20 protein-coding genes are annotated in these 23,488 nt (G+C 54.1%); 6 read left to right on the top strand and 14 right to left on the bottom strand.

Annotated elements, in window-relative coordinates; all coding sequences use genetic code 11:
* Window position 1 precedes the first annotated feature (1 nt).
* The 6 genes from bamC (at window position 2) to K0I63_RS09585 (ending at window position 10,539) form a co-directional block, all read left to right on the top strand.
* Window positions 2–1,123: an NlpB/DapX family lipoprotein gene (bamC, locus tag K0I63_RS09560; RefSeq protein ID WP_220073788.1), complete on the top strand. Its 1,122-nt coding sequence runs from the start codon at window positions 2–4 to the stop codon at window positions 1,121–1,123.
* Between the two features lie 291 nt (window positions 1,124–1,414).
* Window positions 1,415–3,787: an EAL domain-containing protein gene (locus K0I63_RS09565; protein ID WP_220083260.1), complete on the top strand. Its 2,373-nt coding sequence runs from the start codon at window positions 1,415–1,417 to the stop codon at window positions 3,785–3,787.
* Window positions 3,788–3,950: 163 nt separating this feature from the next.
* The gene (locus tag K0I63_RS09570; protein WP_144199126.1) at window positions 3,951–5,036 is read left to right on the top strand and encodes an efflux RND transporter periplasmic adaptor subunit; all 1,086 of its coding nucleotides are present in this window, start codon (window positions 3,951–3,953) and stop codon (window positions 5,034–5,036) included.
* Window positions 5,033–8,161 carry an efflux RND transporter permease subunit gene (locus tag K0I63_RS09575; protein WP_220083261.1) on the top strand — a complete coding sequence of 1,043 codons (3,129 nt, stop codon included), beginning with the start codon at window positions 5,033–5,035 and terminating at the stop codon, window positions 8,159–8,161. Before K0I63_RS09570 ends, K0I63_RS09575 begins: the two co-directional genes overlap by 4 nt.
* Before the next feature lie 248 nt (window positions 8,162–8,409).
* Window positions 8,410–8,727: a hypothetical protein gene (locus K0I63_RS09580; RefSeq protein ID WP_011865651.1), complete on the top strand. Its 318-nt coding sequence runs from the start codon at window positions 8,410–8,412 to the stop codon at window positions 8,725–8,727.
* A gap of 441 nt (window positions 8,728–9,168) precedes the next feature.
* Entirely contained in the window at window positions 9,169–10,539 is a 1,371-nt protein-coding gene (locus K0I63_RS09585) for a hypothetical protein (protein WP_220083262.1), read from the top strand.
* A gap of 104 nt (window positions 10,540–10,643) precedes the next feature.
* Here K0I63_RS09585 and K0I63_RS09590 read toward each other — a convergent pair whose 3' ends face one another.
* The 14 genes from K0I63_RS09590 to K0I63_RS09655 all read right to left on the bottom strand — a co-directional run bounded on the left by K0I63_RS09590 (window position 10,644) and on the right by K0I63_RS09655 (window position 23,314).
* A complete protein-coding gene (locus tag K0I63_RS09590) occupies window positions 10,644–10,910 on the bottom strand; it encodes a DUF2897 family protein (RefSeq protein WP_220083263.1) in 267 nt (88 codons plus the stop codon).
* A gap of 30 nt (window positions 10,911–10,940) precedes the next feature.
* A complete protein-coding gene (gene kdsB, locus K0I63_RS09595; protein WP_220080651.1) occupies window positions 10,941–11,678 on the bottom strand; it encodes an 8-amino-3,8-dideoxy-manno-octulosonate cytidylyltransferase KdsB in 738 nt (245 codons plus the stop codon).
* Window positions 11,679–11,762: 84 nt separating this feature from the next.
* Complete coding sequence (gene kdnB, locus K0I63_RS09600) at window positions 11,763–12,833, bottom strand: 3-deoxy-alpha-D-manno-octulosonate 8-oxidase KdnB (RefSeq protein ID WP_011865655.1); 1,071 nt, start codon at window positions 12,831–12,833, stop codon at window positions 11,763–11,765.
* 89 nt (window positions 12,834–12,922) lie between these two features.
* Window positions 12,923–14,110: an 8-amino-3,8-dideoxy-alpha-D-manno-octulosonate transaminase KdnA gene (kdnA, locus tag K0I63_RS09605; RefSeq protein ID WP_011865656.1), complete on the bottom strand. Its 1,188-nt coding sequence runs from the start codon at window positions 14,108–14,110 to the stop codon at window positions 12,923–12,925.
* A 254-nt stretch (window positions 14,111–14,364) separates the two neighbouring features.
* Complete coding sequence (gene can, locus K0I63_RS09610; RefSeq protein ID WP_011865657.1) at window positions 14,365–14,976, bottom strand: carbonate dehydratase; 612 nt, start codon at window positions 14,974–14,976, stop codon at window positions 14,365–14,367.
* A 139-nt stretch (window positions 14,977–15,115) separates the two neighbouring features.
* A complete protein-coding gene (locus tag K0I63_RS09615; RefSeq protein ID WP_220083264.1) occupies window positions 15,116–15,949 on the bottom strand; it encodes an alpha/beta fold hydrolase in 834 nt (277 codons plus the stop codon).
* Between the two features lie 6 nt (window positions 15,950–15,955).
* Window positions 15,956–16,708, bottom strand: a complete 753-nt coding sequence (locus K0I63_RS09620) for a M15 family metallopeptidase (RefSeq protein WP_220083265.1) — start codon at window positions 16,706–16,708, stop codon at window positions 15,956–15,958.
* On the bottom strand, window positions 16,702–17,832 hold the full coding sequence (gene dapE, locus K0I63_RS09625) for a succinyl-diaminopimelate desuccinylase (RefSeq protein WP_220083266.1): 1,131 nt from the start codon (window positions 17,830–17,832) through the stop codon (window positions 16,702–16,704). The genes K0I63_RS09620 and dapE overlap by 7 nt, the downstream gene beginning before the upstream one ends.
* Window positions 17,829–18,173 (bottom strand): ArsC family reductase, encoded by a 345-nt coding sequence (locus K0I63_RS09630; RefSeq protein WP_011865661.1) that lies wholly within the window; start codon window positions 18,171–18,173, stop codon window positions 17,829–17,831. The genes dapE and K0I63_RS09630 overlap by 4 nt, the downstream gene beginning before the upstream one ends.
* Before the next feature lie 288 nt (window positions 18,174–18,461).
* Complete coding sequence (gene crr / locus K0I63_RS09635; RefSeq protein WP_011865662.1) at window positions 18,462–18,971, bottom strand: PTS glucose transporter subunit IIA; 510 nt, start codon at window positions 18,969–18,971, stop codon at window positions 18,462–18,464.
* A gap of 66 nt (window positions 18,972–19,037) precedes the next feature.
* Complete coding sequence (gene ptsP / locus K0I63_RS09640; RefSeq protein ID WP_220083267.1) at window positions 19,038–20,744, bottom strand: phosphoenolpyruvate--protein phosphotransferase; 1,707 nt, start codon at window positions 20,742–20,744, stop codon at window positions 19,038–19,040.
* A gap of 11 nt (window positions 20,745–20,755) precedes the next feature.
* The gene (locus tag K0I63_RS09645; protein ID WP_220083268.1) at window positions 20,756–21,013 is read right to left on the bottom strand and encodes an HPr family phosphocarrier protein; all 258 of its coding nucleotides are present in this window, start codon (window positions 21,011–21,013) and stop codon (window positions 20,756–20,758) included.
* Window positions 21,014–21,044: 31 nt separating this feature from the next.
* Window positions 21,045–21,437, bottom strand: coding sequence for an ACT domain-containing protein (locus tag K0I63_RS09650; protein WP_011865665.1), 393 nt, complete (start codon window positions 21,435–21,437; stop codon window positions 21,045–21,047).
* Between the two features lie 239 nt (window positions 21,438–21,676).
* Window positions 21,677–23,314, bottom strand: coding sequence for a methyl-accepting chemotaxis protein (locus tag K0I63_RS09655; RefSeq protein ID WP_220083269.1), 1,638 nt, complete (start codon window positions 23,312–23,314; stop codon window positions 21,677–21,679).
* Window positions 23,315–23,488 lie beyond the last annotated feature (174 nt).

Raw genomic sequence — 23,488 nt, forward strand, 5'->3', positions numbered from 1 at the left:
GATGCTAAAGCAAGTCACCCCAATCTTACTGGTTGCCGCCGTTACGGCCTGCAGCACGCCTATCGACAGACGCCAGGCTAACGGCGATGACGAATACGCCAATGTGACGTCTCAGCCCAAACTGGTGATCCCAGCTGGATTGAATCAGCCGAAATACAATACCGAATTCGATATTCCAGAGGTCGGCAGTAAGGTCGATAAGACCTTGGTTGGCAAGAAACTTGATATTCGTCCACCGCTTCAGGTACTGCCGATGGCAGAAGGTACCCATGTGGAGGAGTCAAGCGACAGCATCAAGATCGTGGTCGAGTCTATCGATAACGATATCGATCTGCGCAGTGAGCTGTTCAGCATCTTGGATGAATATTTTAGTCAGCACGAGATCAAGATCCTCAAAGAGGATAGAGATACAGGTGTGATTGAAACTGATTGGATTGAAAATCAAGAAGTTATCGATTCATCTCTGTGGGGTTCCGATGAAGTATATTCGGTGCGTCAACGCTATCGTTTCAGCGTCAACGTGCGTCCTCACGGCCGCAGCGGTAACCTTGCTATCGAATTGATTGATCACGAAGAGAGCTTCGATGGTAAGGCCCAGGATATCCTGCTTACCGGTGAAGACAAGCGCCGCTATACGGTAGATATGCTTAACAACACCATCGCTTACATGAGCGTCAAGCGTGCTAAGGCGATTAAGGCCAAGCGCCTGCGTGAGAGCCTGGGTATCGATGTGGATCTGGTTAAGGCGCCTGCCGTTGCCGAAAACGAGACGCCAGAGCAGAGCTTCTGGTTGGCGGACGCCAGCTACAGCCGCACCTGGGACCGTCTGCGTATCGTACTGCCTGAGCTGGGCTTTGAGATCGTCGATATGGATAGTAACAAGGGACTCTATTATATCAATGTGAGCGACGATTCTGGCTTCTGGAGTTCATTGTGGAGCGATAAGAAGCTGCCGATGGAAGAGGGCTCTTATCGTCTGCAGATTGAGCAAGACAAGAGCGACACTTCTAAGACTCGCATCTACCTCAAAGATAAGGAAGATAGTCCTGTGAGCAATGAAGTGGTTGAGGCTGTCTACGATGGCATGGCCGAGCTGATGAGTGAAGACCGCAAGGTTAGATAAGTTCGACTCAGTCAGAGAAACGGTTAGATGAAATAAGAGGCCAAAAGGCCTCTTTTTTTGTGCGCATTTTTTAGCTCCATCACGCCTGAGTATGGATTCCTGTCAGGCCGTACCTCTTCCTTGCTCTCTCTCCTTTAACCACGTGTTTAAAGCAAAGGTGCCCGCCTTAGATCTGTCTTATTTAGTGCATCTACTTTAGTGTGGTTGTAGATGGCGAGCAGGCCTTCTATGCCATATAGTTAGTGAGATTGTTGGTCATTAGTTTGATGGAGTATATCTGCCGAGGTTGAGATGCCAGCTAAGGTGCCGCTGCAGGATGTAGACGCAAAATATCTTAAGATCATCAGTGAGTTTGCCATCGACATGCTCTCTCTGAGCGGCGTGGATGAGATCCTCTGGCATCTGGCGCAAAATGTGGTCTCCCAGCTGGGGTTCGATGATGTGGTCGTCTATCTGCTGGATCCCGCCCGGGGCGTATTGATGCAGAAGGCCAGCTTTGGCGACAAGAATCCCAGCGGCCATGAGATCCTCGCGCCCATAGAGCTCAAGCTGGGGGAAGGGGTGGTTGGTACCGTGGCCAAGACCAAGCAGCCCCTAAATGTTACCGATACCCGGCAGTTCCCCAACTATATCGTCGATGATGCCCCAAGGCTCTCCGAGCTCGCCGTGCCCATGTTGATGGAGGGTGAGGTGATCGGAGTGATAGATACCGAACATCCAAAGAAGAATTTCTATACCCCCCAGCATGAGCGAATTTTGTTTGCGCTGGCCTCTATCGCGGCGCTGAAGATACACAGAGCCAATAATCTGGTGACGCTGCAAAAACGGGTGGCCGAGCTGGAATATGCCAGCAAGATCCAAGATACCCTGTTTGCCATCGCCGAGATCATCTTCGAGACCGACTCCATCAAGGCCTTTTACCAGAAGCTGCACACCTGTATCGCCCGCCTGCTCAAGGCTGACAACTTTTATGTGGCGCTGCTCAGCGATGATGGCCAAACCTTGCACTTTCCCTACCATGTAGATCAGTACGATCAGCTTGTAGAAGATGCCGAGTTGCCCCTGTTACCGACCCGTCTTGGGATCACTGGCTATGCGCTGCTTAAGAATCGGCCGCTGTTGGCCCATGAAGAGCAGATTCAGGCGTTGGTGGATCAGGGGGAGATAGTGATCAATGGTGCCATGCCAACGGCTTGGCTCGGGGTGCCCTTTGGCGACGAGGCGTTTCGCGGCATCGTCGTGGTGCAGAGTTATCATGGTGATTATAGGTATAGCGAAGCAGATCAACAGCTGCTGGTGTTTACCGCCAAGCATATACGTAACGCCATCAGTCGCATGAAATTCAAAGCTAATCTCACCGAGATGGCCCTCTATGATGGCTTAACTGGCCTGCCCAATCGCACTCTGTTTATCGACCGGCTCAATCAGGCCATCGCCAAACTGAATGATACTTGTGGCGACGCAGCATCTGCTGCTGGCGTTGGGCTGGTGCTACTCGATATCGACCATTTTAAGGCGGTTAACGATACCTATGGCCATCATCTGGGGGATGAGCTGCTCAGGGTGTTTGCCGAGCGCATCCATGTCGCGATAGCGAGCAAGGATACCTTTTGCCGACTCGGGGGGGATCAGTTTGGCCTGCTGTTGGTGGATATCAATTCAGAGGCGCAGTGCCTGGAGCGGGTAGAGGCGCTGCGAGAGCAGATGCAAGCCATGTTAGATCTCGGCGGGATCTCGCTTACCTTGTCCGTCAGCATGGGGCTGGTGACCTGTTTCTCACCCGGGAGGCAGGTGACGGATCTGCTGCGCCGGGGTGATCAGTCGCTGTTAAGGGCCAAGCTGATGGGACGGCACAGGCTTTGTGTGTTCACAAGTGGCGAGCAGGCAGAGCTGCAGGAGGCGCAGATTTGTCAGGCGTTTCAGCAGGCCGCAGATCAAGGTGAGCTCTATTTCAGTTTTCAACCTCAATATCGGCTCAAGGATGGCAAACTCCTAGGGGCAGAGGCGCTGCTACGTTGGCAGCATCCAAGACTAGGTACCATCTCACCACGACGACTGCTGGCGCCGCTGCGCCGTCAAGGCGCCCTCGAGCTGGTGGATGCCGTGGTCGCTAAACTTATCCTGGCTCATCTTAAGCGTTATCACGGCGCCTATCCCGAGGGATTTCGCCTCAGCGTGAACATCGCCGGTGACGGTAGTGCGCTGTTTGATGAGCTGCAGAGAATGGCTGGGGAGGGCATTGAGCTGGCATCTTATATGGGCATAGAGATCCCTGAATCCAGCCTAGGCGCCTCGTTTGAGGCGGTCGTTAGCTGTATCGCCGGGGCAAAATCCCTCGGGGTGCTGGTGAGCCTGGATGATGTAGGTGCCAGCCACGCCAGTTTTAAATATCTGCAGGAGTTCAGGTTCGATCGCCTCAAGATAGCCCAGGGGCTCATCAGCCCCATGGAGATGGCTTATGACAACCAGGTTATTTTGGAGACCATCATCAATCTCGCCAGCACGCTGAATATCGATACCCTGGCGCAGGGAATTGAAACCCGCGAGCAGTATCAGACGATGCGGGCCCTGGGATGCGACTATGGACAGGGGGAGTTTATGAATCCCTCCGTCAGCGAGGAAAAGCTACTGCTTATGCTGACAGAGTCCCATCTCTATAGATGATCTCGCGTATCATTTAGTGATTGATACCATACTCTTTTGTCGCTCTCGCCGGGCGTAAATGTAAATGGTGTGTTAAGTTTGTAAGCAAAGGTAAAACGCCTTGAAGCACTTATATTCCTAGGTAAACTACCGATAACATAACGCGCATTCTTTCGGAAGATTGATGAAAAAAACGATAATAATCTCAATGCTTTTAGCGGCGGGCGCCGCCACCTACTATTTCACTCAGCAAACCGAAACGCCTAAGGGGCCACGCGGGCGGCCTACACCTAATGTGGTAGTGGCAAAGGCCGAAATGCAGCCGATTCGTGACGAGGTCGAGGCCCTGGGAACCGGTAAGGCCAACGAATCGATCACAGTGACCCCAAAAGTCACCGACATGGTGACCGAAATCAATTTCAACGACGGCCAGATGGTCGATAAGGGCCAGCTTCTGGTGCGTTTGCAAGACAGAGAGCAGATCGCCCGAGTGACAGTGGCCCGAGTGAAGATGAAAGATCATGAGCGCGAACTGGCGCGTATCAGCTCACTGGTCACTAGTCAGACGGTGGCGGCACTGGAGCGCGACAGGCTGCAGACCCTTATCGATACCGCCAAGGCCGAGCTGGAACAGGCGGAATCTTCCCTCAAGGACAGACGCATTCTGGCGCCATTTTCCGGACGCCTCGGCCTGCGTCAGGTGAGTCAGGGCAGCCTGGTAACCCCAGGTACAGTGATTACCACCTTAGATGATATCTCCACCATCAAACTGGATTTCTCCGTGCCAGAGCGCTTCCTACAGTCTCTGGCGATAGGTAAGTCGGTCGAGGCCAGCGCCGTGGCCTTCGAAGGCGAGCTCTTCACCGGTAAGGTGGTCTCTGTCGATAGCCGCATCAATCCGACCACCCGCGCCGTGACCGTGCGAGCCGAGATCCCCAACAAGGGAATGCGTCTGCTACCCGGCATGTTGATGAAGGTGAAGCTTATCAAGCAGAGCCGCGAAGCACTCATCATCCCTGAGGCGGCGATTATCCCGATTCAGAAAGATCACTTCGTCTATCTGGTGAATGATGAGAACGTGGTCGAGCGTCGTCAGGTGCAACTAGGTCTGCGTAAACGCGGCTGGGTTGAGATTGTCGGCGGCGTCGATGTTGGCGAGCAGGTGATGGTGCGCGGCATTCTCAAGGTGCGCCCAGGCGATACCGTCAAGGTGCAGTACAGCGAACATTTCAGTTTCAACCAACAAGCGAAGGTGGAGCCGCTAGCATGATCTTGACGGATTTGTCGGTAAAACGACCGGTTTTTGCGTCCGTCATCAGCATGTTATTAATCGCCTTCGGTCTGGTTTCCTTCGATAAACTCCCACTGAGGGAGTATCCCAATATCGATCCGCCGATCGTCTCGGTACAAACCAACTATCGCGGCGCCAGTGCCGCCGTGGTGGAGAGTCGCATCACTCAGCTGGTGGAAGACAGGATCAGTGGCGTTGAGGGGATCCGCAACATCAACTCCTCCAGCAGCGACGGTCGCTCATCCGTAACCTTAGAGTTCGACGTCGGTCGTGATATCGAGGCGGCGGCCAACGATGTGCGTGACCGTATCTCGGGTCTACTCAACAACCTGCCGGAAGAGGCCGATCCCCCAGAGGTGCAAAAGGCCAATGGTGGCGATGAGGTGATCATGTGGCTCAACCTGGTCTCGGATCAGATGAATACCCTGCAGCTCACGGACTATGCCCGTCGTTACCTAGTGGATCGTTTCTCGGTGATCGATGGTGTGGCAAATATTCGTATCGGTGGCGGTAAGGTGTATGCCATGCGGGTGTGGATCGACAGGCAGGCTCTGGCGGCCCGTAACCTGACGGTATCGGATATCGAATCTGTGCTGCGCTCAGAAAACGTCGAACTGCCGGCTGGTTCGGTGGAATCTCAGGACAGACATTTCACCGTGCGTCTAGAGCGTACCTTCAAGACGGCGGAAGATTTTAACAATCTGGTGCTGGCCGAAGGGGAAGATGGTTACCTCATCAAGCTGGGTGACGTGGCCAGGGTGGAGATTGATTCGGAAGAGGAGCGTATTACCTTCCGCGGTAACCGCGAGGCCATGATAGGCCTTGGGATCTCCAAGCAATCGACCTCAAACACCCTGGAAGTGGCCCGCGCCGCCAATGCCCTGGTGGATAAGATCAATCCGACACTGCCTGCTGGCATGGAGATTAAACGCTCCTACGACAGCTCGGTGTTTATTGAAGCCTCCATCAAAGAGGTGTATCAGACCTTGTTTATCGCCATGTTTCTGGTGATTGTGGTGATCTATCTCTTCCTGGGCAGTGTGCGCGCCATGTTGATCCCGGCGTTGACGGTACCCGTTTCTTTGATGGCGACCTTTATCGTGCTCTACGCCCTGGGTTACACCATTAACCTGCTAACCCTGCTGGCGATGATTCTGGCTATCGGCATGGTGGTGGATGATGCCATCGTGGTGCTGGAAAACATTCACAGACGCATCGAGGAGGGCGACTCGCCCCTCAAGGCGGCCTACTTAGGTTCTCGCGAGGTGGCCTTTGCCGTGGTGGCGACCACCTTGGTATTGGTGGCCGTGTTTATGCCGATCACCTTCCTTGAGGGAGATCTGGGTAAACTCTTTAAGGAGTTTGCGGTGGCCATGAGCGCCGCGGTGATCTTCTCGAGTCTGGTGGCCCTGACCCTGAGCCCCATGATGTGCTCTAAGCTGCTTAAGCCTGCCGGGCAAGATCCTTGGCTGGTGCGCAAGATAGATGCGGGCATGAACTGGCTGTCGGCCGGTTACCGTGCGACGCTTAAGCGCGCCATGGTCCACCCCTTTATCGTCAGCTCGCTGGTGGTTATCGCCTTAGGGCTTAGCGGCTATCTGATGACTAAGGTGCCGCAGGAGTTTGCGCCGCAGGAGGATAGAGGCTCGATGTTCCTGATCGTTAACGGTCCTCAGGGAGCAAGCTTCGAGTATATCAGCCCCTACATGGATGAAATTGAAAATCGCCTGATGCCCCTGGTGGACAGCGGTGACATCAAGCGTCTGCTTATTCGTGCGCCACGCGGCTTTGGTCGCAGTGCCAACTTCTCAAACGGCATGGCGATTATCGTGCTGGAAGATTGGGCGGATCGTCGCAGCGCCTTTGAGATCATAGGTGACATTCGTGCCCGTCTGTCGGATCTCGCCGGTGTGCGCGCCTTCCCCGTGATGCGTCAGGCCTTCGGCCGCGGCGTGGGTAAGCCGGTGCAGTTCGTGCTGGGAGGCCCAAGCTATGAAGAGCTCGCCAAGTGGCGCGACATCTTGTTGGAGAAGGCCAAGGAGAATCCTAACCTGGTCGGCCTGGACCACGACTATCAGGAGACCAAGCCTCAGCTGAGGGTGGTGATAGACAAAGACAGGGCGGCGGACCTTGGGGTCTCTATCTCGCATATAGGCCGCACGCTCGAATCCATGCTGGGCTCGCGTTTGGTGACCACCTTCATGCGTGACGGCGAAGAGTATGACGTGATCATCGAGGGTAACCGGGATAATCAGAATACCGCCAGCGATTTGAGCAACATCTATGTACGCTCGGACCGCAGCCGTGAGCTGATCCCGCTGGCGAACCTGGTCTCGGTGGAGGAGTTTGCCGACGCCAGTCAGCTAAACCGCTACAACCGTATGCGCGCCATAACCATAGAGGCCAACCTGGCCGATGGTTATAGCCTGGGAGAAGCGCTAGATTACCTCAACAATCTGGCATACACCTATCTGCCGGCCGAGGCGGTGATCAGCTATAAGGGGCAGTCTCTGGACTATCAGGAGTCTGGCAGCTCGATGTATTTCGTCTTCCTGCTGGCCCTAGGTATCGTCTTCTTGGTACTCGCGGCCCAGTTCGAGAGCTATATTCACCCTATGGTGATCATGCTGACCGTACCTCTGGCCACCTTGGGTGCCCTAATCGGCCTCTGGGTGACAGGCCAGAGCCTGAACATCTATAGCCAGATAGGCATCATCATGCTAGTGGGGCTGGCGGCCAAGAATGGTATCTTGATCGTCGAATTTGCCAACCAGCTGCGGGATAAAGGGATCGAATTCGATACTGCGATCATCCAGGCTGCAAGCCAGCGTCTTCGTCCTATCCTGATGACAGGGATCACCACGGCGGCCGGTGCTATTCCGCTGGTGTTGGCCCAGGGCGCAGGCGCCGAGACACGCTTCGTGATCGGCGTGGTGGTCCTGTCGGGTATCATACTGGCGACCTTCTTTACGCTGCTGGTGATCCCGGTGGCCTATGGCCTGATCGCCAGAAATACCGGTTCGCCGGAGGAGATCAGTCAGCGATTGGAAGCCGAACTTGCTCAAGATCAACATCACGAGTCAGGCCTGAGAAATGCCGACTAGATAAGTTAAAAGGCCAATCACAAGATTGGCCTTTTTTGTCTCCGTAAGACGGCTATCTGTGTTTTGATTCAGCGGCTGCAATGGTTTTTGGAACTGTATAGTCAGCTTGACAGCTTCTTAAAAACTAAAGCAAAAAACTTCATTCAAAATCGCTAAATAATGGAATTTGACCACTAACGTCTCATTAACAAGTGACGGCGAATATAGTAGAGTGACAACAGAACTTGGTTGCAACAGGGAGAATGCAGATGACATTATCAATCGAGACTAAGCAGCATCAACCCAAGTCGGCGCCTGCAACACTGCAGAAAAACGCCATTCGAGTCGATGGACGCCTCAGCATGAGTCGAGAGGCGCTCGACTTCAAATCGTTTAGCTCAAATTGCCTCTATGGCCCATACCACCTGCCACTCAAAGAGATCGTCAAGGTGGAGACCTGTTGGGGTAAGGGCGCCGGGATCTTACCGATCACGCCAGATGGGATCCAGGTGAGCCTCAGCAATGGTGATCGCTATCAGTTTATCGTCGCCGATCCCGAGGCCTGGGTGAAGAGTCTCTCTTCATAACCAGGTGCACAAGGTATTAGCTGGTCGCCAGCTCGTTTAAAGGTCTGACTTTAAGGCCTGATTTTAAGGTCTTATTTTTATGGTAAGTGCAACAGGCGATAGCGACTAATACGTGACGCTAATATCTGGACCTTGTGCATTTCATTAGCACTAACTAAAAGGCGAGTCCTGTCTGGGCTGGCCTTTTTTGTTTCACCACCTCCTTTATGTTTTCACCGTATTTCTAGCCGTTTCTTTGCTTTGCGAGTTCTTTACTTTCAGGCTTAGTTACATTTCAGATAGGCAAGCCCAGAGCGCTAGCCGACATGGTGCTAGACATAGCTAAAGCCAAGCATGCACAGCGCATTCACTCCTTTTCAGTCTATTACCCAGGTTGACGTTTCTTGACGCAAAAAGTTTGTCATAGGTAAGGCCTTTGTAATTAATCTGTTAAGGAAATTTATGTTAATTAAACAACGCAATTGGAAATTGGTTCTGCTGGCTGGGGTGGCTGTGATGACGGCCGCCTGTGACTCGGATGAGACCAGCAGTGACGCCGCGGCCTACATTCAGTTCTATAACGCCTCGCCCAACAGTGTCGCGACCCACTTGGTGCTGGATGATCATGCCTATACCGCGGTGGAGTTTAGCGATGCCTTGCCTCGCTATCAGTATGCGCTGGGAGAGGCCGAGGTCAGTATTCGCGGCTATGATGTAGGTGGTGATACGGTCGAGCTGCATGAACTCTCATTGGATCTCAAAGATGGCGACAATCACCTGTTTGTGCTTATCGGCGACTATGAGAGTAGCGAATACTTAGACATACGTTATGAACGCAGCGAGATGGATGAGATCAACGATGATGCCGACAGCGACGAGAGCAAGATGCAGCTCTTGGCGGTGCACGCGGCCATGGGCGAGGGGGCCTATGATCTGTACCTGGCCAAGGCCGGTTCGAGCTTCAGCGAGGCTGAGTTACTGGGCAGCCTCAGCTACAAAGAGAACACAGAGGCTGTGATGCTGGATACCGGGGAGTATGTGCTCTATCTGACTGAGCCGGGCGAGAGTCAGCCAGTATTTCGCACCAGTACCATGGTGTTAACCAGCGAGACGGTCAATAAGCTGGTGCTGCATAACAGCTTCGGTCCGGGTGAGCCTAAGTTAGTTGTGGATAATGTCGATTCGACCGGCACGCCTGTGGGGTATGTCAATCAAGATGCCGACGCCGAGTTCAGGGTCTACAACGCCATGAACCAGGCGCGATCGCTCGATCTTCAGCTGAGCAGCGATGCTCAGAATATTAACCTGGAGGCGCTTTCGCCCCATACCCTGAGTGATTTCAGCGCGATAGATTATAACGACTATGGCGTTAGCGTGTTCGCTACAGGTTCTGCTGATCTGCTGGCCAATAACCTGCTGGTGACCTTCAACCAGGATGAGAGTAAGACCTTAGTTATCTATGATAATCAGGCTGGGGAAACCCTGGGTATGACCATCGCCCACGATCACAGGCCGAACGCCTTCGAGCATACCCTGACGGTAGCCAATCTCATCGACACCTACGACAGCTTGGATCTCTACTTAGTGCGCGATGGTGAGACCATAGATACGGCGGCCTATAAGCTGACCTACCTGAGCTTCACCGAGCTGGCGCAGATCAACCTGCCGACGGGCGATTATGATATCAGCCTGGTACACAAGGAGGATAACGGCACCCTGACCTTAGTGTATCAGTCGGATGCGCAGGCAATTGATCAGACGGGCAATTACACCTTAGTACTGAGCCGGGACGATACCCAGCCATTGGGGCACAGGGCTATGCTGTTCCAATAGGAAAGTGAAATGTTTGAGCTGACGAAATAAGGCTCAGAAATTATGGGCAATAAAAAAGGCTTACCTGGGTAAGCCTTTTCTGTATCGAGACGAAATTGTTGAGTCTAGCGACTATTTTCATCTGCGCTAGCTTTATCTGCGATAGCTTTGTCTGGGCTGGCTTTATCTGAGTCAGCCTTGTTTAGGCTATCTTTGCCTGCGCTATCTTTGCCATGTTTGTCATTAGCGCCTTGGTTTTTTACCTGAGGCTTATGCTGGGGCTTGCCAAATTGCGTCATCTTAAACTTGTTGCTGTATTTGAGTACCGCCAGGTTACTGGCAATCACCCCAAGCACTATGATGATGATGAGCCAGACTTCGAGACTCGACATGGCTATTTCCCTCTCCTGATTCAGTAACGGCTAGTCTACCGCCAGACGGGCTTCGCAGATGCGAATATCTTCTGGGGTATCGACCTCGGGCGAATCGAAGGCGCTGATGGCAACCTTGATCCTGTGGCCATGTTCCAGTGCGCGCAGCTGCTCAAGCTTCTCGAGATCTTCTAAACGGCCAAGGGGCAGCTTATTGAAGGTTCTGACAAACTCGCGGGTGTAGGCATAGACGCCCAGGTGTTTGTAAACCGGATAGTCGTCTGTGTCACGGCCGAAGGGGATACGGGCGCGAGAGAAGTAGAGGGCGTTAAATTGGTTGTCGAACACCATCTTGACGTGCTTGGGATCGTTAAGCTCATGCTCTTCGGTGATCTCATAGCCTAGGGTCGCCATGCCGAACTCCCCAGGGTGACGCTCAAACAGTGTGATGATCTGTTCGATGGAGATAGGGTCGATCAGCGGCTGATCGCCCTGGAGGTTGATCACCAGATCATCGTCCGCCAAGCCAAGCTGGGTGATGGCATCCTCGATTCTGTCGGTGCCGGAGGCAGCATTGGCATCTGTCATGACTACCTTACCGCCAAAGGCTTCAACGGCCTCCTTGATGCGCAGATCGTCGGTGGCCACATAGATGGCAGTTAGGCCTTTTGCCAGTGCCGCACGCTCGTAAACGTGCTGGATCATCGGCTTACCGTTAATCGGCGCCAATGGCTTACCCGGAAAACGGCTTGAGCCATAGCGTGCTGGGATTAACAGAGTCACATTCATTTGGATATACCTATCAGTTACAGTGTGCCGCAGTGCATAAGAGAAGGGGCTCACTAGGAGCCCCTTACACCTTGAGCTTACAGGTTAGATTCGACGGAACAGTTTAGTCAACATTTCGTCTGTGACTTTCTCTTCCCAACCTTCGCCATAGACGTTGGCCCATAGTGGCCCCATGCTCTTGGTGACGGCAACCATCTTAGCGATGGTTTCATCTGGCAGATCTTTACAGATGTTCTTAGGCAGTGTGATGTTGTGCTTGTCCATCATTTGACGGAACTCGGCCACACCCTCTGGGTAGAACTCTTCCAGCACGTCGAACGCCAGGCAGTTGCCGATACCATGGTGGTAACCCAGTACATAGCCAAGGCCGTATGAAACGGCATGACAGGCACCAACCTGGCTGTAGGCGATGCTCATGCCACCCATGTAAGAGGCCATCATCAGCTTGTCGTCTTTCTCTGGGTGATCGTCTAAGAAGACTTCACGGCAAAGATCCATCGACTTCTCGGCGAAGGCCTTGGCAAATTCGTTCAAGAAGGTGCCTTGTAGCGACTCGACACAGTGGATGTAGCAATCCATACCTGTGTAGAACCACTGGTCTGTCGGCACGCCGTCGATCAGCTCTGAGTCCATGATGATCTGGTCAAATACCGTGTAGTCAGAGTTCAGACCTAGTTTACGAACAGGACCACACAGTACCGCGGTGCGAGAGGCCTCGGCGCCGGTACCAGAAACCGTTGGGATACCGATATGGTGAACCGCTGGATTCTTGATCAGATCCCAACCCTGATACATGGCGCTGCCACCTGGGTTAGTCAACATGAGTGATACTGCCTTGGCCAGATCCATGGTAGAACCGCCGCCCAGACCGATAACGCTGACAGGTAGCTTGCTGTTGAAGGCTTGCACCTGCTCGGTGAGGTTGTCTACCTGCTCTGTGGTTGGCTCGTCGTCAACATTCACGTAGATCACGAGATCCTGTGGCTTAGCGGGTACGCGCTGGGCGAGGGGCTTGTCCTGATGCACATCATCAATCAGGAAGACCACGAAATCGTCGCCTTGCTTACGCTCTTCCTCGAGCACTGTATCCAGTTGCGCGAAAGAACCACGACCAAAGATCATTTTTGGTACGCATTTGAAATTTTTAAAACTCATTACAGCATTCTCCATTGAGACATCTAGTGTAAAAAGTAACGTCGCAGGGCCGAGTTGGCCGCTGCGACAGGGAATTTGAGAGACGCTAATTAAGCGGCGAAGGCGCGCTTGATGTTCTCGATGCGCTGGGCGATCTCTTCTTCAGTCCAAGAGAGCTTGATCAACATCGAAATGGTGCGGCTCATGATGGCATCAGACTTAGGCACAGACACCTGAGTATAGTCAGGTTTGTCGGCGATTAATGTGATCGGCAGAGCGGCTGGTGATTTAAGCTCTTGAATGTGTTTCCAGTTTGACAGGTAGTGCCAGTTGTTTACATACCAGTAGAAGCAGCCGTCAACGCCGTTTTCGGCCAGTTTCTTGCTGATCTCTTGGGTGCGCGCTTCGGTAGGCAGCATGAAGCTTAGGAAACCGGCAGAGTCGCCTTCTGGATCCGGGATCTCGCGGAAGCTCACCTCTGGCAGCTCGGCCATGGCATCTTTAAGCAGCTTCTTGTTCTTGCGCTGGATGTCGATGATGGTGTCTAGCTTACGCAGCTGTGCAAGACCCAGCGCCGAGTTCATCTCAGAGATACGGAAGTTCAGGCCCATGATAGGGTGACTCTCTGCGCCGCGATCGTTACCGACATGGTCGTGGCCATGGTCAGAGAACATGTGGGCGTGGTTATAGATGGTCTCATCATTGGTGATCACCGCGCCGCCTTCACCACAGGTGATGGTCTTAACAGAATCGAATGAGTAGCAGCCTACGTCACCGATAGTGCCCAGTGCTTGACCCTTGTAGCTACCGCCGATGGCCTGACAGGCATCTTCTAGCAGCACCAGGTTGTGCTTTTCACAGATAGCCTTGATCTCATCCATCTTGGCCATAGAGCCACACATGTGTACCAGGTTTACTGCCTTGGTGCGTGGGGTAATAGCGGCTTCAATGCCTTCTGGTGACAGACACAGGGTCTCGTCGATCTCGGCAAATACGGGAACGGCGCCGGCCATAAACACGGCTTCGACAGAGGCCACGAAGGTAAAGGGAGGAACGATCACTTCATCGCCTGCGCCGATACCTGCGGCGGCCAGTGCCGTCTGCAGGGCAGCGGTACCGCTCGAGAGCAGGTGGGCGTGTTTGACATTCATCTTTTCGCAGAGCAGTTGCTCCATCTCACGCGTCTTCCAGCGGTCATTACGCATGTGATCAAAGTTGTAACGGAAGGTAAAACCGTTTTCCATTACGTCAGCAACTTCCTGCTTCTCTTCAGGACCAAATAATTCAAAACCAGGCATGGAATAGTTCCTTAGCATTCGCTGCGCCCGCGGCGCGAAAAATAAATCAAAGCGAATTATAAACGCGATGAGTGTAAAACTGCGATGTTTATTAAGGAATATTTACTGAAATAAGCGGCTTTTTTTGGCTTTTAGGCGAGGGGACTTAGCGATAGCGCATGATTTGACCATCATGCGCTGAGATTGCCGCTTCTGAATGGGATGCAGGCCTGTACGAAAGAGCAAGATGGCCCGTATCTGATGGAGAATTTAGCCTAGCGGCGGGCAAAGGTCTCGTTGTCTACCGTGACGTCGAGATCCGACAGCAGGCCGTTTTCGACGCTGTAGATCCAGCCGTGTACCGCCACCTTCTGACCGCGTTCCCAAGCGTCTTGCACTATGGTGGTGCTGGCGACATTGCCAACCTGTTCGATGACGTTGAGCTCACACAGGCGATCGAAGCGGGTCTTCTCATCAAGCTCGGCCAGTTCCTTGGCGTGCAGGCGATGGATATCGCGGATATGACCCAACCAGTTGTCTATGAGTCCGAGGCGATCATTGCCCATGGAGGCCTTGATGCCGCCGCAGCCGTAGTGGCCGACTACCATGATATGTTTAACCTGGAGCACCTCAACGGCATATTGCAGTACCGAGAGGCAGTTGAGATCCGTATGGATCACCATGTTGGCGATGTTTCTGTGAACGAACACCTCGCCCGGCATGAGGTCGATGATCTGGTTCGACGGTACCCGGCTGTCCGAGCAGCCAATCCACAGATATTCGGGATTTTGCTGTTGGGCCAGTTGTTCAAAGAACTTAGGATTCTCTTCCAGGATGCGGTTGGCCCAGCGGCGGTTGTTGTCGAACAAAGGTTTAAGTAGTTTCATTTAGTTAAAATCATGTCTATGAAGAAGATTTTGCAGGGCAGCATTCTAACATCAAATAGTTACCCTGCTGGTCTACTCAGTCTAGATGCTATCCCTTAACTAGGGCTAATCCGGATAGCCGTCGACCTGAATGTTCGCCTTATCCTAAGTGCTTTCCGAAGAAGTCACTCAGATGCTGATTGATCCACTCACTCTGTTCCAGTGTCGAGATATGCCCAGCCTCGGGGATATGCAAAAACTCGCTGCCGTCGATGGCATCGTGCATCAGATAGGCCTCCAGCACGGGTCTGGGCTTGTCCTGGGTGCCTGTCATGATAAGGGTCGGCAGGGTGAGCTGTTCGATATCTTCCATGATGTCGCGGCGACCGAAGATGATGCGACCAAGGCGCGATATGCTGTCGAGTCGCTCGGGCGCAATGCTAGCGAGCGACGCCTTGAAGGAAGCGATAAGCTCAGGCTGTTTCTGCTCGACATTGTCACTAAAGAATAGCGGCGCTATCTGCTGAATCAGCGGCTCAGGTAACCGGCCTGCGGCTATCATGGCATCGAGCATGGCGTAATACTTGGCGCGGCTGACTTCGGGTTCGAAGCCGAGGAAACATCCCATCATCACCAGGTTCTTCACCCTGCGCGGCGCCATCAGGGTCAACTCGGCGCCCCACATGCCGCCAACTGACAAGCCAAGAATGGAAAACTCATCGACCTCCAAGTTGTCCATCAGCGCCAGATAGTGCTGGGCCAGATGTTTGAGTGAGCGGCAATCGTTCGGCAGAACATCTGAATGACCATGCGCCCAGAGATCGGGCACGATACAGCGGTAGTGCTGGCTCAGGTGTGCGAGCTGCGGCGCCCACATGGCGCTATCCCAAAGGTAGCTGTGGCCCAGCAGGAGCACCGGCCCCTGACCGATATCCAGATAGCTCATCTGCTGGCCGTTTAGATTGAAACTGTGACGAAAACTGTCGAGGTTCATGTGAAATCACTTCTTGATAATGGGGTTAACCGGCCCGATTGGCGAGGGCGCGACGAAATAGACGTAGCGTGAAACCAGCGCCTCCAGACGGGTGAGAATAGGGGCCTTAAGCTCAATATCCGCCTGCTCGAGCCGCGCCTTAAGCTTATCTGTATCAAAGGCGGCCAGATACGTATCGGCGAGGGGATAATAGCTCAGGTGCCAGGGCTCTGGGCTGACGCCGCTGAGACCTAACTGATAGGGAAAATAGAAGCCGAACTCGGCGGCATTTGCCATTAACCACAGATGCAGCTTATGACAGGGGCCGCCCGGCTGATATTCGCTGTCGATGAGCTGTAACGACTCACGGCTGATGTTTTTGGCATCATACAGGTCGAGATCTGTGCCCCAATGGTGTCGCGACATGCCCGGAAGGGCCGACCAGAGCAGGATGGCATCCAGCAACTCGTTGTCACTTAACGTCTTGATGTCCATTGGCCGAGACGCCGCGTCCAATACCGGCCGTTTGCCACTCGCCTTGGCATTCCAGATCCCTAACTGGCGATCAAAATCGCGGTAGCTGGAGCAGATGGCTATCTCTATGCCGTCATTGGCGGCGGCTGTCTGCATCTTAATGAACTGGGCGGCGCACTCGGGGGCCAATCTGTGCCCCTGACATTCCATCAGGGGCAAGTAGCCTTCGCCGTAAAAATCCATTTGCTCGCTAGTGCTAGCAGGGGCTTCGGCGGCCTTACGGCTATTGGCGTCAGGGGTTAGCAAAGCAGTTTTTCCAGGATACGTTCATACACCTTGGCTAGCTGCTCGATATCCTCGACCTTGACGCACTCGTTTACCTTGTGAATGGTGGCGTTAACCGGGCCCAGCTCGATCACCTGGGCGCCAGTCGGGGCGATGAAACGTCCATCCGAGGTGCCGCCCGAGGTTTGGGGGTCTGTCTCTGTGCCCGTGATCTCATAGATGGCTTCGCGGGTGGCGTCCAGCAGCGGCCCCGCGTCGGTGAGAAACGGCAGGCCGTTGAAGATCCAGCTGATCTCATAGTCCAGCCCATGGGCATCTAAGATGTTGAGCACCCGCTGAATTAAGATCTCCGCGGTAACTTCGGTGGAGTAGCGGAAGTTAAACATCACCTCCAGGCTACCCGGGATCACGTTAGAGGCGCCGGTGCCGCCATTGATATTGGCTATCTGGAAACTGGTGGGTGGGAAAAACTCGTTGCCGTTGTCCCACTTCATGCGTGCCAACTCATCCAGGGCGGGGGCGGCCTTGTGGATGGGGTTGTCTGCCAGATGGGGATAGGCGACATGGCCCTGAATCCCTTTGACCGTCAGGTTACCCGTGAGGCTGCCGCGACGGCCATTCTTGACGATATCACCCAGCTTATGGGTAGATGATGGCTCGCCAACAAGAGACCAGGTGATCTTCTCGTTGCGGGCCTCCAGGGTGTCGATCACCCGGGTGGTACCGTTGATGAAGGGGCCTTCCTCGTCGCTGGTGATCAGAAAGGCGATGGAACCTTTGTGGTCCGGGTGCTTGTCGACGAAACGCTCGGTGGCGACCACCATGGCGGCCAGTGAGCCTTTCATGTCGGCGGCGCCGCGTCCGTGAAGGTAGCCGTCGATCACCACGGGCTCGAAGGGGGGCGTGTGCCAGCGATTAAGATCGCCCACTGGCACCACATCCGTATGGCCGGCAAAGCAAAATAGCGGGCCTTGATCGCCACGTCGCGCCCACATATTGGTGGTGTCTTCGAACACCATAGGCTCGATATTAAATCCCTTGGCCGCGAGGCGTTTGGCCATCAGTGGCTGACAACCTTCGTCTAGCGGGGTGACCGAGGCTCTGGCAATCAGATCCTGTGCCAGCGTGAGGACATCCTGGCTCATCGGTTGAAGATCTCCTCATATTGTGCCGGCTTGAAACCGACGCTGAGCTCTCCCTGATGTTCCAGCACCGGACGCTTGATCAGGGTAGGATAGGTGAGCATGAGGGCAACGGCTTTGGCTTGGTCTATGTCGGCCTTCTCGGCGTCGCTCAGGTTACGGAAACTGGTACTGCGTTTGTTGAACAGGCTTTCCCAGCCGATCTGCTCGACCCAGGTGTTAAGCTGCGCTTCGGTGAGACCGTCGACGCGAAAGTCGTGAAAGGTGACAGCTTGTTGGTTGGCATCGAGCCATTTGAGGGCTTTCTTAACAGTGTCGCAATTCTTAATACCGTATAGGGTCAAAATCTGATTCTCCGTATGAGGTAACGTCTGACCAGAAACGTTGTGATCTCTTATTCGTGTCAGTCACTTCGGTCAGCGTTGCTGGCAAGTGCTGTTACTTGCTGGTCTTTTTTTGGTTATTGTGGCACCGAGTCGCCTCTGCCTCAAGGGCTAAGCAGGACGCAAGTGTCTGTTTGAAAAAAAATCACCCAGGTTAAGGTGAGAAGCCGCTGCCCGGCGCTAACGCACCGGGGGGAAAACGATAGGTATATCAATCAGAAAGAGAGCTGCTAATTACTGTGATAGGGATTAAAGCTGAACCGAGAAGATCACATCTTTACCGGCTTCGATACTGCCGTGACGCTTGTCGAGTCCCTGAATATCTTCCATGTTCGCCAGCACCACAGGGGTGAGCAGGCTCTCAACATGGGCCTTGAGGTAGTCGAGATCGAATTCGAGTATGGGATCGCCAGCCTTAACCTGTTGACCCTCTTCGGCCAGACGGGTAAAGCCGTTGCCCCTGAGTTCTACCGTGCCGACGCCGAAATGCACAAACAGCTCGAGCCCCTGGGGTGACTCTATGCTGAAGGCGTGATTGGTTTCGAAAATCTTACCTATGGTGCCATCTACCGGCGCCACTATCTGTTTGCCCTTGGGCGCGATGGCGATGCCGTCGCCGACTATCTTCTCGGCAAACACCACATCAGGCACTTTCTCGATAGCCACTATCTCGCCCGACACTGGCGCGTACACGTCGATGCCGCCCGTGATGGGTGGCTGACCAGAAATTAAACGTCTTATGCGGCTCAAAAATCCCATTAAATTGCCCCTGTGTTAGCACGCTGTAGTGTCGTGATAAATTATGCCTAGCATACTCAAAAATTATCAAGAGTGACAGTGTGTTAATAATTGATTTAACGCATCGATGCGCGAAATTTGCAAGGCCTTGTGCGCAAGTTCGACACAATCTGGGTAAGACCAACGACTGAGGGCCTGTTTAACCTCGAGTAGCGAGGCCAGGTTGACGCTAAACTCCTCTAGCCCAAGGCCGATCAGGAGCGCCGTGGCGCTGGGGTTACTGGCCAGCTCGCCACACATGGAGACTCGCACCTTGGCGGCCTTGGCTTGTTCGATAATCTGGGCGATCAGGCGGATGATCACCGGCGAGAGCACCGGATATTGGTCGATCAGCAGCGGATTGGCGCGGTCGGCGGCCATAGTATATTGGGTGAGATCGTTGGTGCCTATGCTGACAAAATCCAGCAGCGGGAGCATGGAGGCGAGGTTAAACACCGCCGCCGGGGTTTCCACCACTATACCAAGCTCGAGTTCACCAAAGCCTTTTTCGGCCTCCACAAGCTCCTGTTTGCACTGCTCCAGCAGCGCAAGTACCGCTTCGAGCTCCTCCACCTGATTGACCATGGGAAACATCAGGCGGATAGGGCCGTGGTTGGCGGCCCTGAGGATCGCCCTGAGCTGAGCGCTAAACAGTTTAGGATGGGCCAGCGTGTACCTGACGCCCCTGAGGCCCAGTGCCGGATTCTCCTCGCTGTCCATGGCGAGGGCGGGCACCTCCTTGTCGGCGCCGAGATCCATGCTGCGAATGGTCAGCGGTTTGCCGTCGAGCAGCTGCAGGGCGTCGCAGTAGAGCTGATACTGGCGGTTCTCGTCCGGCAGCTCGTGGTTGTTCATAAACAGAAATTCGGTGCGAAACAGGCCAACCCCCTCGGCGCCCACATCGGCCAGGTGATTGATCTCGCTGATACAGCCGACATTTGCCAGCAGGGGAATGGAGCGGCCATCTTTTGTCTGAGTGACGGTGCCTTTTAAGGCCAGTAGCGCCGACTTGCGCTCGTCTGCCTGCTGTTTCTGGGCGTTGAGATCGCTTATCTGCGTCTCGTCGGGCTCTACATAGAGCTCGCCATTGATGGCATCCACCGCCAACGTCATGCCATCTGTCACCTCTAATGTCTGCCAGGGGCAGCTCATCAGAGTGGGAATGCCCGCGCTGCGGGCCAGGATCGCGGTATGGCTGGTGACGCCGCCGGTCTGCAGTACCAAGGCGCTGACGCGCTCAAGTGGCAGGGTGGCGAACTCGGCCGGGGTAATATCTTTGGCCAGGACGATGGCATTTTCCGGCAGGCGGCTGAGGTTGTCGCAGTGTCCGGTAAGCAGGGTGCGGATCAGGCGCTGTCCCAGACTCAGCACATCTTCGGCGCGCCTTGCGAGATAGGGGGAATCGGCCTCTTGCATCGCCTGGGCCTGTTTGGCGAAGCTGTGCTCCACCGCAAGGGCCGCGGAAAACTGGCGCTTGCCTATGGTGTCGCTAAGTTCGGCCAGCAACTCCTCATCCTCTAACAGCAGGAGATCGGCTTCTATCAGCTGGTAGTTGTCCGATTCTGGATCTAGCTTGGCGGCGCAGGCCTGGCTTTGTTTGATGAGGGTCTTGAGGGCGCGATTGAGTCTTTGCTGCTCGCGGGCGAGCTGGGAGGGAGGCAATAGATGATAGTCGAGTTTGCTTTCATAGGTACGTAGCACCTTGGCCTGCCCGAAGGCGATGCCCGCCGATACCGCTATGCCTCTCATCGTCATCCTGACTCCTGTTAACTTAAGGTGATGAGCAGTCCGGCAACGGTATCAACCGCCGGCTTTGCCTGCTCGCCATCGGCGCTGACCTTGACCTCGACGCCCTTGTAAAGGCCCAGGGTCTGCAGCTTAAACAGGCTCTTGGCGCTGGCCTGTTTACCCTGACATTCCACTATGATGTCACAATCATAGGCCTTAGCAGCCTTAACGAGCAGGGCGGCTGGCCGGGTATGAATGCCGTGCTCGGCCATGATGGTGACTGTTTTTTGGTACATAAACTCGCTCTTTGGAAATGACGCGCGGCGCTTAGGCCTGGTAATGAATGATTTGATAGTTGGTCTTCTTCAGCGCCTGTATCGCCTGTTGCAGCTTGTCCTTCTTTACCAGAATGTAATCGGTATCGAAGGTGGAGATGGCAAAGATGCTGATCTTGGCTTCTGCCAAGGTGCCTGAGACGCTGGCGAGGATCCCCGTCATGGAGAACCCCAGCGGACCGACTACCTCGAGGCAGCGCCAGTCGCTCTCCTCTTCGAGGCTGTCGAGTTGCAGCTCGGCGGGAACCACCACTGAGAGTTCATCTTTGGTCTTGCCGATAAAAAACATGGGCTGACGAAACACCTCGGGCACTAACTCACTGTCTGGGCTGAAGCTGTGAATACTGTATAGCTGAGGATGTACCGCTAACGTCATTCGAGCCATGATTATGTGATCCCATCGATGCTGAAAAATGTGATGTCGTTAAGCTTATCACAGATTTAACGCCCGCTGTCGAGCTTTGAGCCGGGATTTTTAGTGCCTGAGTTTTGGTCGGGATAATTAACTGCCCATCGGCTTTGCGGCAAAATAAAAGGGAGCCACCTGGCTCCCTTCTTTATCTCTAGTCTGGCTCCCTTCTTTATCTCTAGTCTGGCTCACGCTGTCCAATTAAGAGATTAGTTTTATACCTTGAACTGACCCAAGATCTTGGCGCTGGTCTGGCTTATTTGACGCAGAGACTCGGCGGCCATGCGATTGCTCTCGTTGGCCTTGACCGATACCTCAGACAGCTCAGTGATACTGCAGATGTTGCGGTTGATCTCTTCGGTCACCAGGGACTGCTCCTCAGTGGCGCTGGCCAGCTGGGTGTTCATGTCGCTGATGTGGGCGATCAGCTCTAGGATGGTGTTGAGGGATTCACCCACGGCCTGGGCTTGCTGCTGCAGCTCGACCGACTGGGTCTGCGTATCGCTGTTGCTGTGCATCACGTTGGCGACGCCATTTTGAATATCAGTGATGATCTTCTGGATCTCGTTGGTGGAGTCTTGGGTGCGATTGGCCAGGGCGCGCACCTCATCGGCTACCACGGCGAAGCCGCGGCCATGGGCGCCGGCGCGGGCGGCCTCGATGGCGGCGTTTAGCGCCAGCAGATTGGTCTGATCGGCGATGCCGCGGATCACATCCAAGATGCTACCGATCTGCTCGGAAGACACTCCAAGGTGCTGGGTGATACCTTCGGCATTCTTCAGCTCCTGAACCAGCTTATGGGTATTCTCGACCGTGCCGTCCATCTGCTGCTTACTGTCCTGAGCTTGCTGCTTGACGCTGTTGGCGGCATCGGCTGCCTGCTGGGTGCTGCTGGCCATCTCATGAGTGGTGGAGAGCATCTGATTAATGGCGGTGGCGACGCTGCTGGTCTCCTGATGCAGGTGATCGACACTGGCGTTGGACTCGGCAACGGCATTAAATAAACGGTCGGCGTCCTGGTTGAGAGCGTGTCCCACTGGCTGGAGATCGGCGACCATCTTGTTGATCTTACCGACAAAGCTGTTGAAGGCGATGGCCAGAGCCACCACTTCATCCTTGCCCTGGGTGGGCAGGCGCTTGGTAAGATCGCCTTCACCTTCGGCGATATCTTTCATCGCATCGATCGCCTGATTCAGCGGTGAGCTGATGGAGTGGTTGAGGATCAGGAAGAAGGCAAAGATAGGCACAGAGATCAGCAGCATGATCCCCAGGTAGTTGTACATCACGCTGATGGTGGTGTCGTTGACATCACTCATGTAAGAGGTGGTGACCAGTGTCCACTGCCAAGCGGGGAAGGTACGAGCCTCCATTAGGGCTTCTTCCTGCTCGCCTGTGATGGGGTTTCTCATCTCCATGCTGGCCTTGGCGATACCGGAGGCCATGGCCTTGTCCAGTAACTTATCTAAAGCGTTGCCGCCCATCTGGCTGGTGAGCTTAGATGCCTTAATGCCGAGCTGGTCGGGCGAAGCGCCATTGGCCAGCAGGGTATGATCTGCATCGAACAGCAGGAAATAACCGCTCTCGCCATATTGGATCTGATTGACCAGATTCGCCGCCTCTCGCTGGGCGTCTTCTGGTGTCAGGATATTTTGCTGGCTCTGGCGGTAGTGAGTGTCGATCACACTCAGGAGCGTGGATAGCTGCGCGTCGTTTTGCAGCCATTTCTGCTTAATCAGGTTGTTGCGCTGCTCGTTGATCGAAAAGCTGGCGAAGACAAAGGTGCCTATGGCGGCAAGCACCAGCATTAAGATGAGGCGCTGTAGAATGGTGAACCTTCTGAGGATCGCAAGCATGTTATGTCCTATCAATAGCCCGGTTAAATGTTGCTAATATACAGGCTAACGAAAGGGTTGAGAATGCGGCGGCAACGAATAGTCAATCGATTGACTGTTTATTGTTAATTAATTGAACTGGCTCACGTTGACTCTGGATCTTTTTGGCATTTTTACGCAACCGAACAATGTGTG

Origin of the sequence: Shewanella rhizosphaerae (assembly GCF_019457655.1) — a bacterium.
GTDB lineage: Bacteria > Pseudomonadota > Gammaproteobacteria > Enterobacterales > Shewanellaceae > Shewanella > Shewanella loihica.

Coding starts and splice junctions, on each gene's coding strand:
- ptsP (WP_220083267.1), bottom strand. CDS start 20,744: ATGACGATGAGAGGCATAGCGGTATCGGCGGGCATCGCCTTCGGGCAG.
- kdnA (WP_011865656.1), bottom strand. CDS start 14,110: ATGCCTGGTTTTGAATTATTTGGTCCTGAAGAGAAGCAGGAAGTTGCT.
- kdsB (WP_220080651.1), bottom strand. CDS start 11,678: ATGAATGTGACTCTGTTAATCCCAGCACGCTATGGCTCAAGCCGTTTT.
- K0I63_RS09580 (WP_011865651.1), top strand. CDS start 8,410: ATGACATTATCAATCGAGACTAAGCAGCATCAACCCAAGTCGGCGCCT.
- K0I63_RS09645 (WP_220083268.1), bottom strand. CDS start 21,013: ATGTACCAAAAAACAGTCACCATCATGGCCGAGCACGGCATTCATACC.
- dapE (WP_220083266.1), bottom strand. CDS start 17,832: ATGAGCCAGGATGTCCTCACGCTGGCACAGGATCTGATTGCCAGAGCC.
- can (WP_011865657.1), bottom strand. CDS start 14,976: ATGAAACTACTTAAACCTTTGTTCGACAACAACCGCCGCTGGGCCAAC.
- K0I63_RS09585 (WP_220083262.1), top strand. CDS start 9,169: ATGTTAATTAAACAACGCAATTGGAAATTGGTTCTGCTGGCTGGGGTG.
- K0I63_RS09655 (WP_220083269.1), bottom strand. CDS start 23,314: ATGCTTGCGATCCTCAGAAGGTTCACCATTCTACAGCGCCTCATCTTA.
- bamC (WP_220073788.1), top strand. CDS start 2: ATGCTAAAGCAAGTCACCCCAATCTTACTGGTTGCCGCCGTTACGGCC.
- kdnB (WP_011865655.1), bottom strand. CDS start 12,833: ATGAGTTTTAAAAATTTCAAATGCGTACCAAAAATGATCTTTGGTCGT.
- K0I63_RS09615 (WP_220083264.1), bottom strand. CDS start 15,949: ATGAACCTCGACAGTTTTCGTCACAGTTTCAATCTAAACGGCCAGCAG.
- K0I63_RS09590 (WP_220083263.1), bottom strand. CDS start 10,910: ATGTCGAGTCTCGAAGTCTGGCTCATCATCATCATAGTGCTTGGGGTG.
- K0I63_RS09575 (WP_220083261.1), top strand. CDS start 5,033: ATGATCTTGACGGATTTGTCGGTAAAACGACCGGTTTTTGCGTCCGTC.
- K0I63_RS09570 (WP_144199126.1), top strand. CDS start 3,951: ATGAAAAAAACGATAATAATCTCAATGCTTTTAGCGGCGGGCGCCGCC.
- K0I63_RS09565 (WP_220083260.1), top strand. CDS start 1,415: ATGCCAGCTAAGGTGCCGCTGCAGGATGTAGACGCAAAATATCTTAAG.
- crr (WP_011865662.1), bottom strand. CDS start 18,971: ATGGGATTTTTGAGCCGCATAAGACGTTTAATTTCTGGTCAGCCACCC.
- K0I63_RS09650 (WP_011865665.1), bottom strand. CDS start 21,437: ATGGCTCGAATGACGTTAGCGGTACATCCTCAGCTATACAGTATTCAC.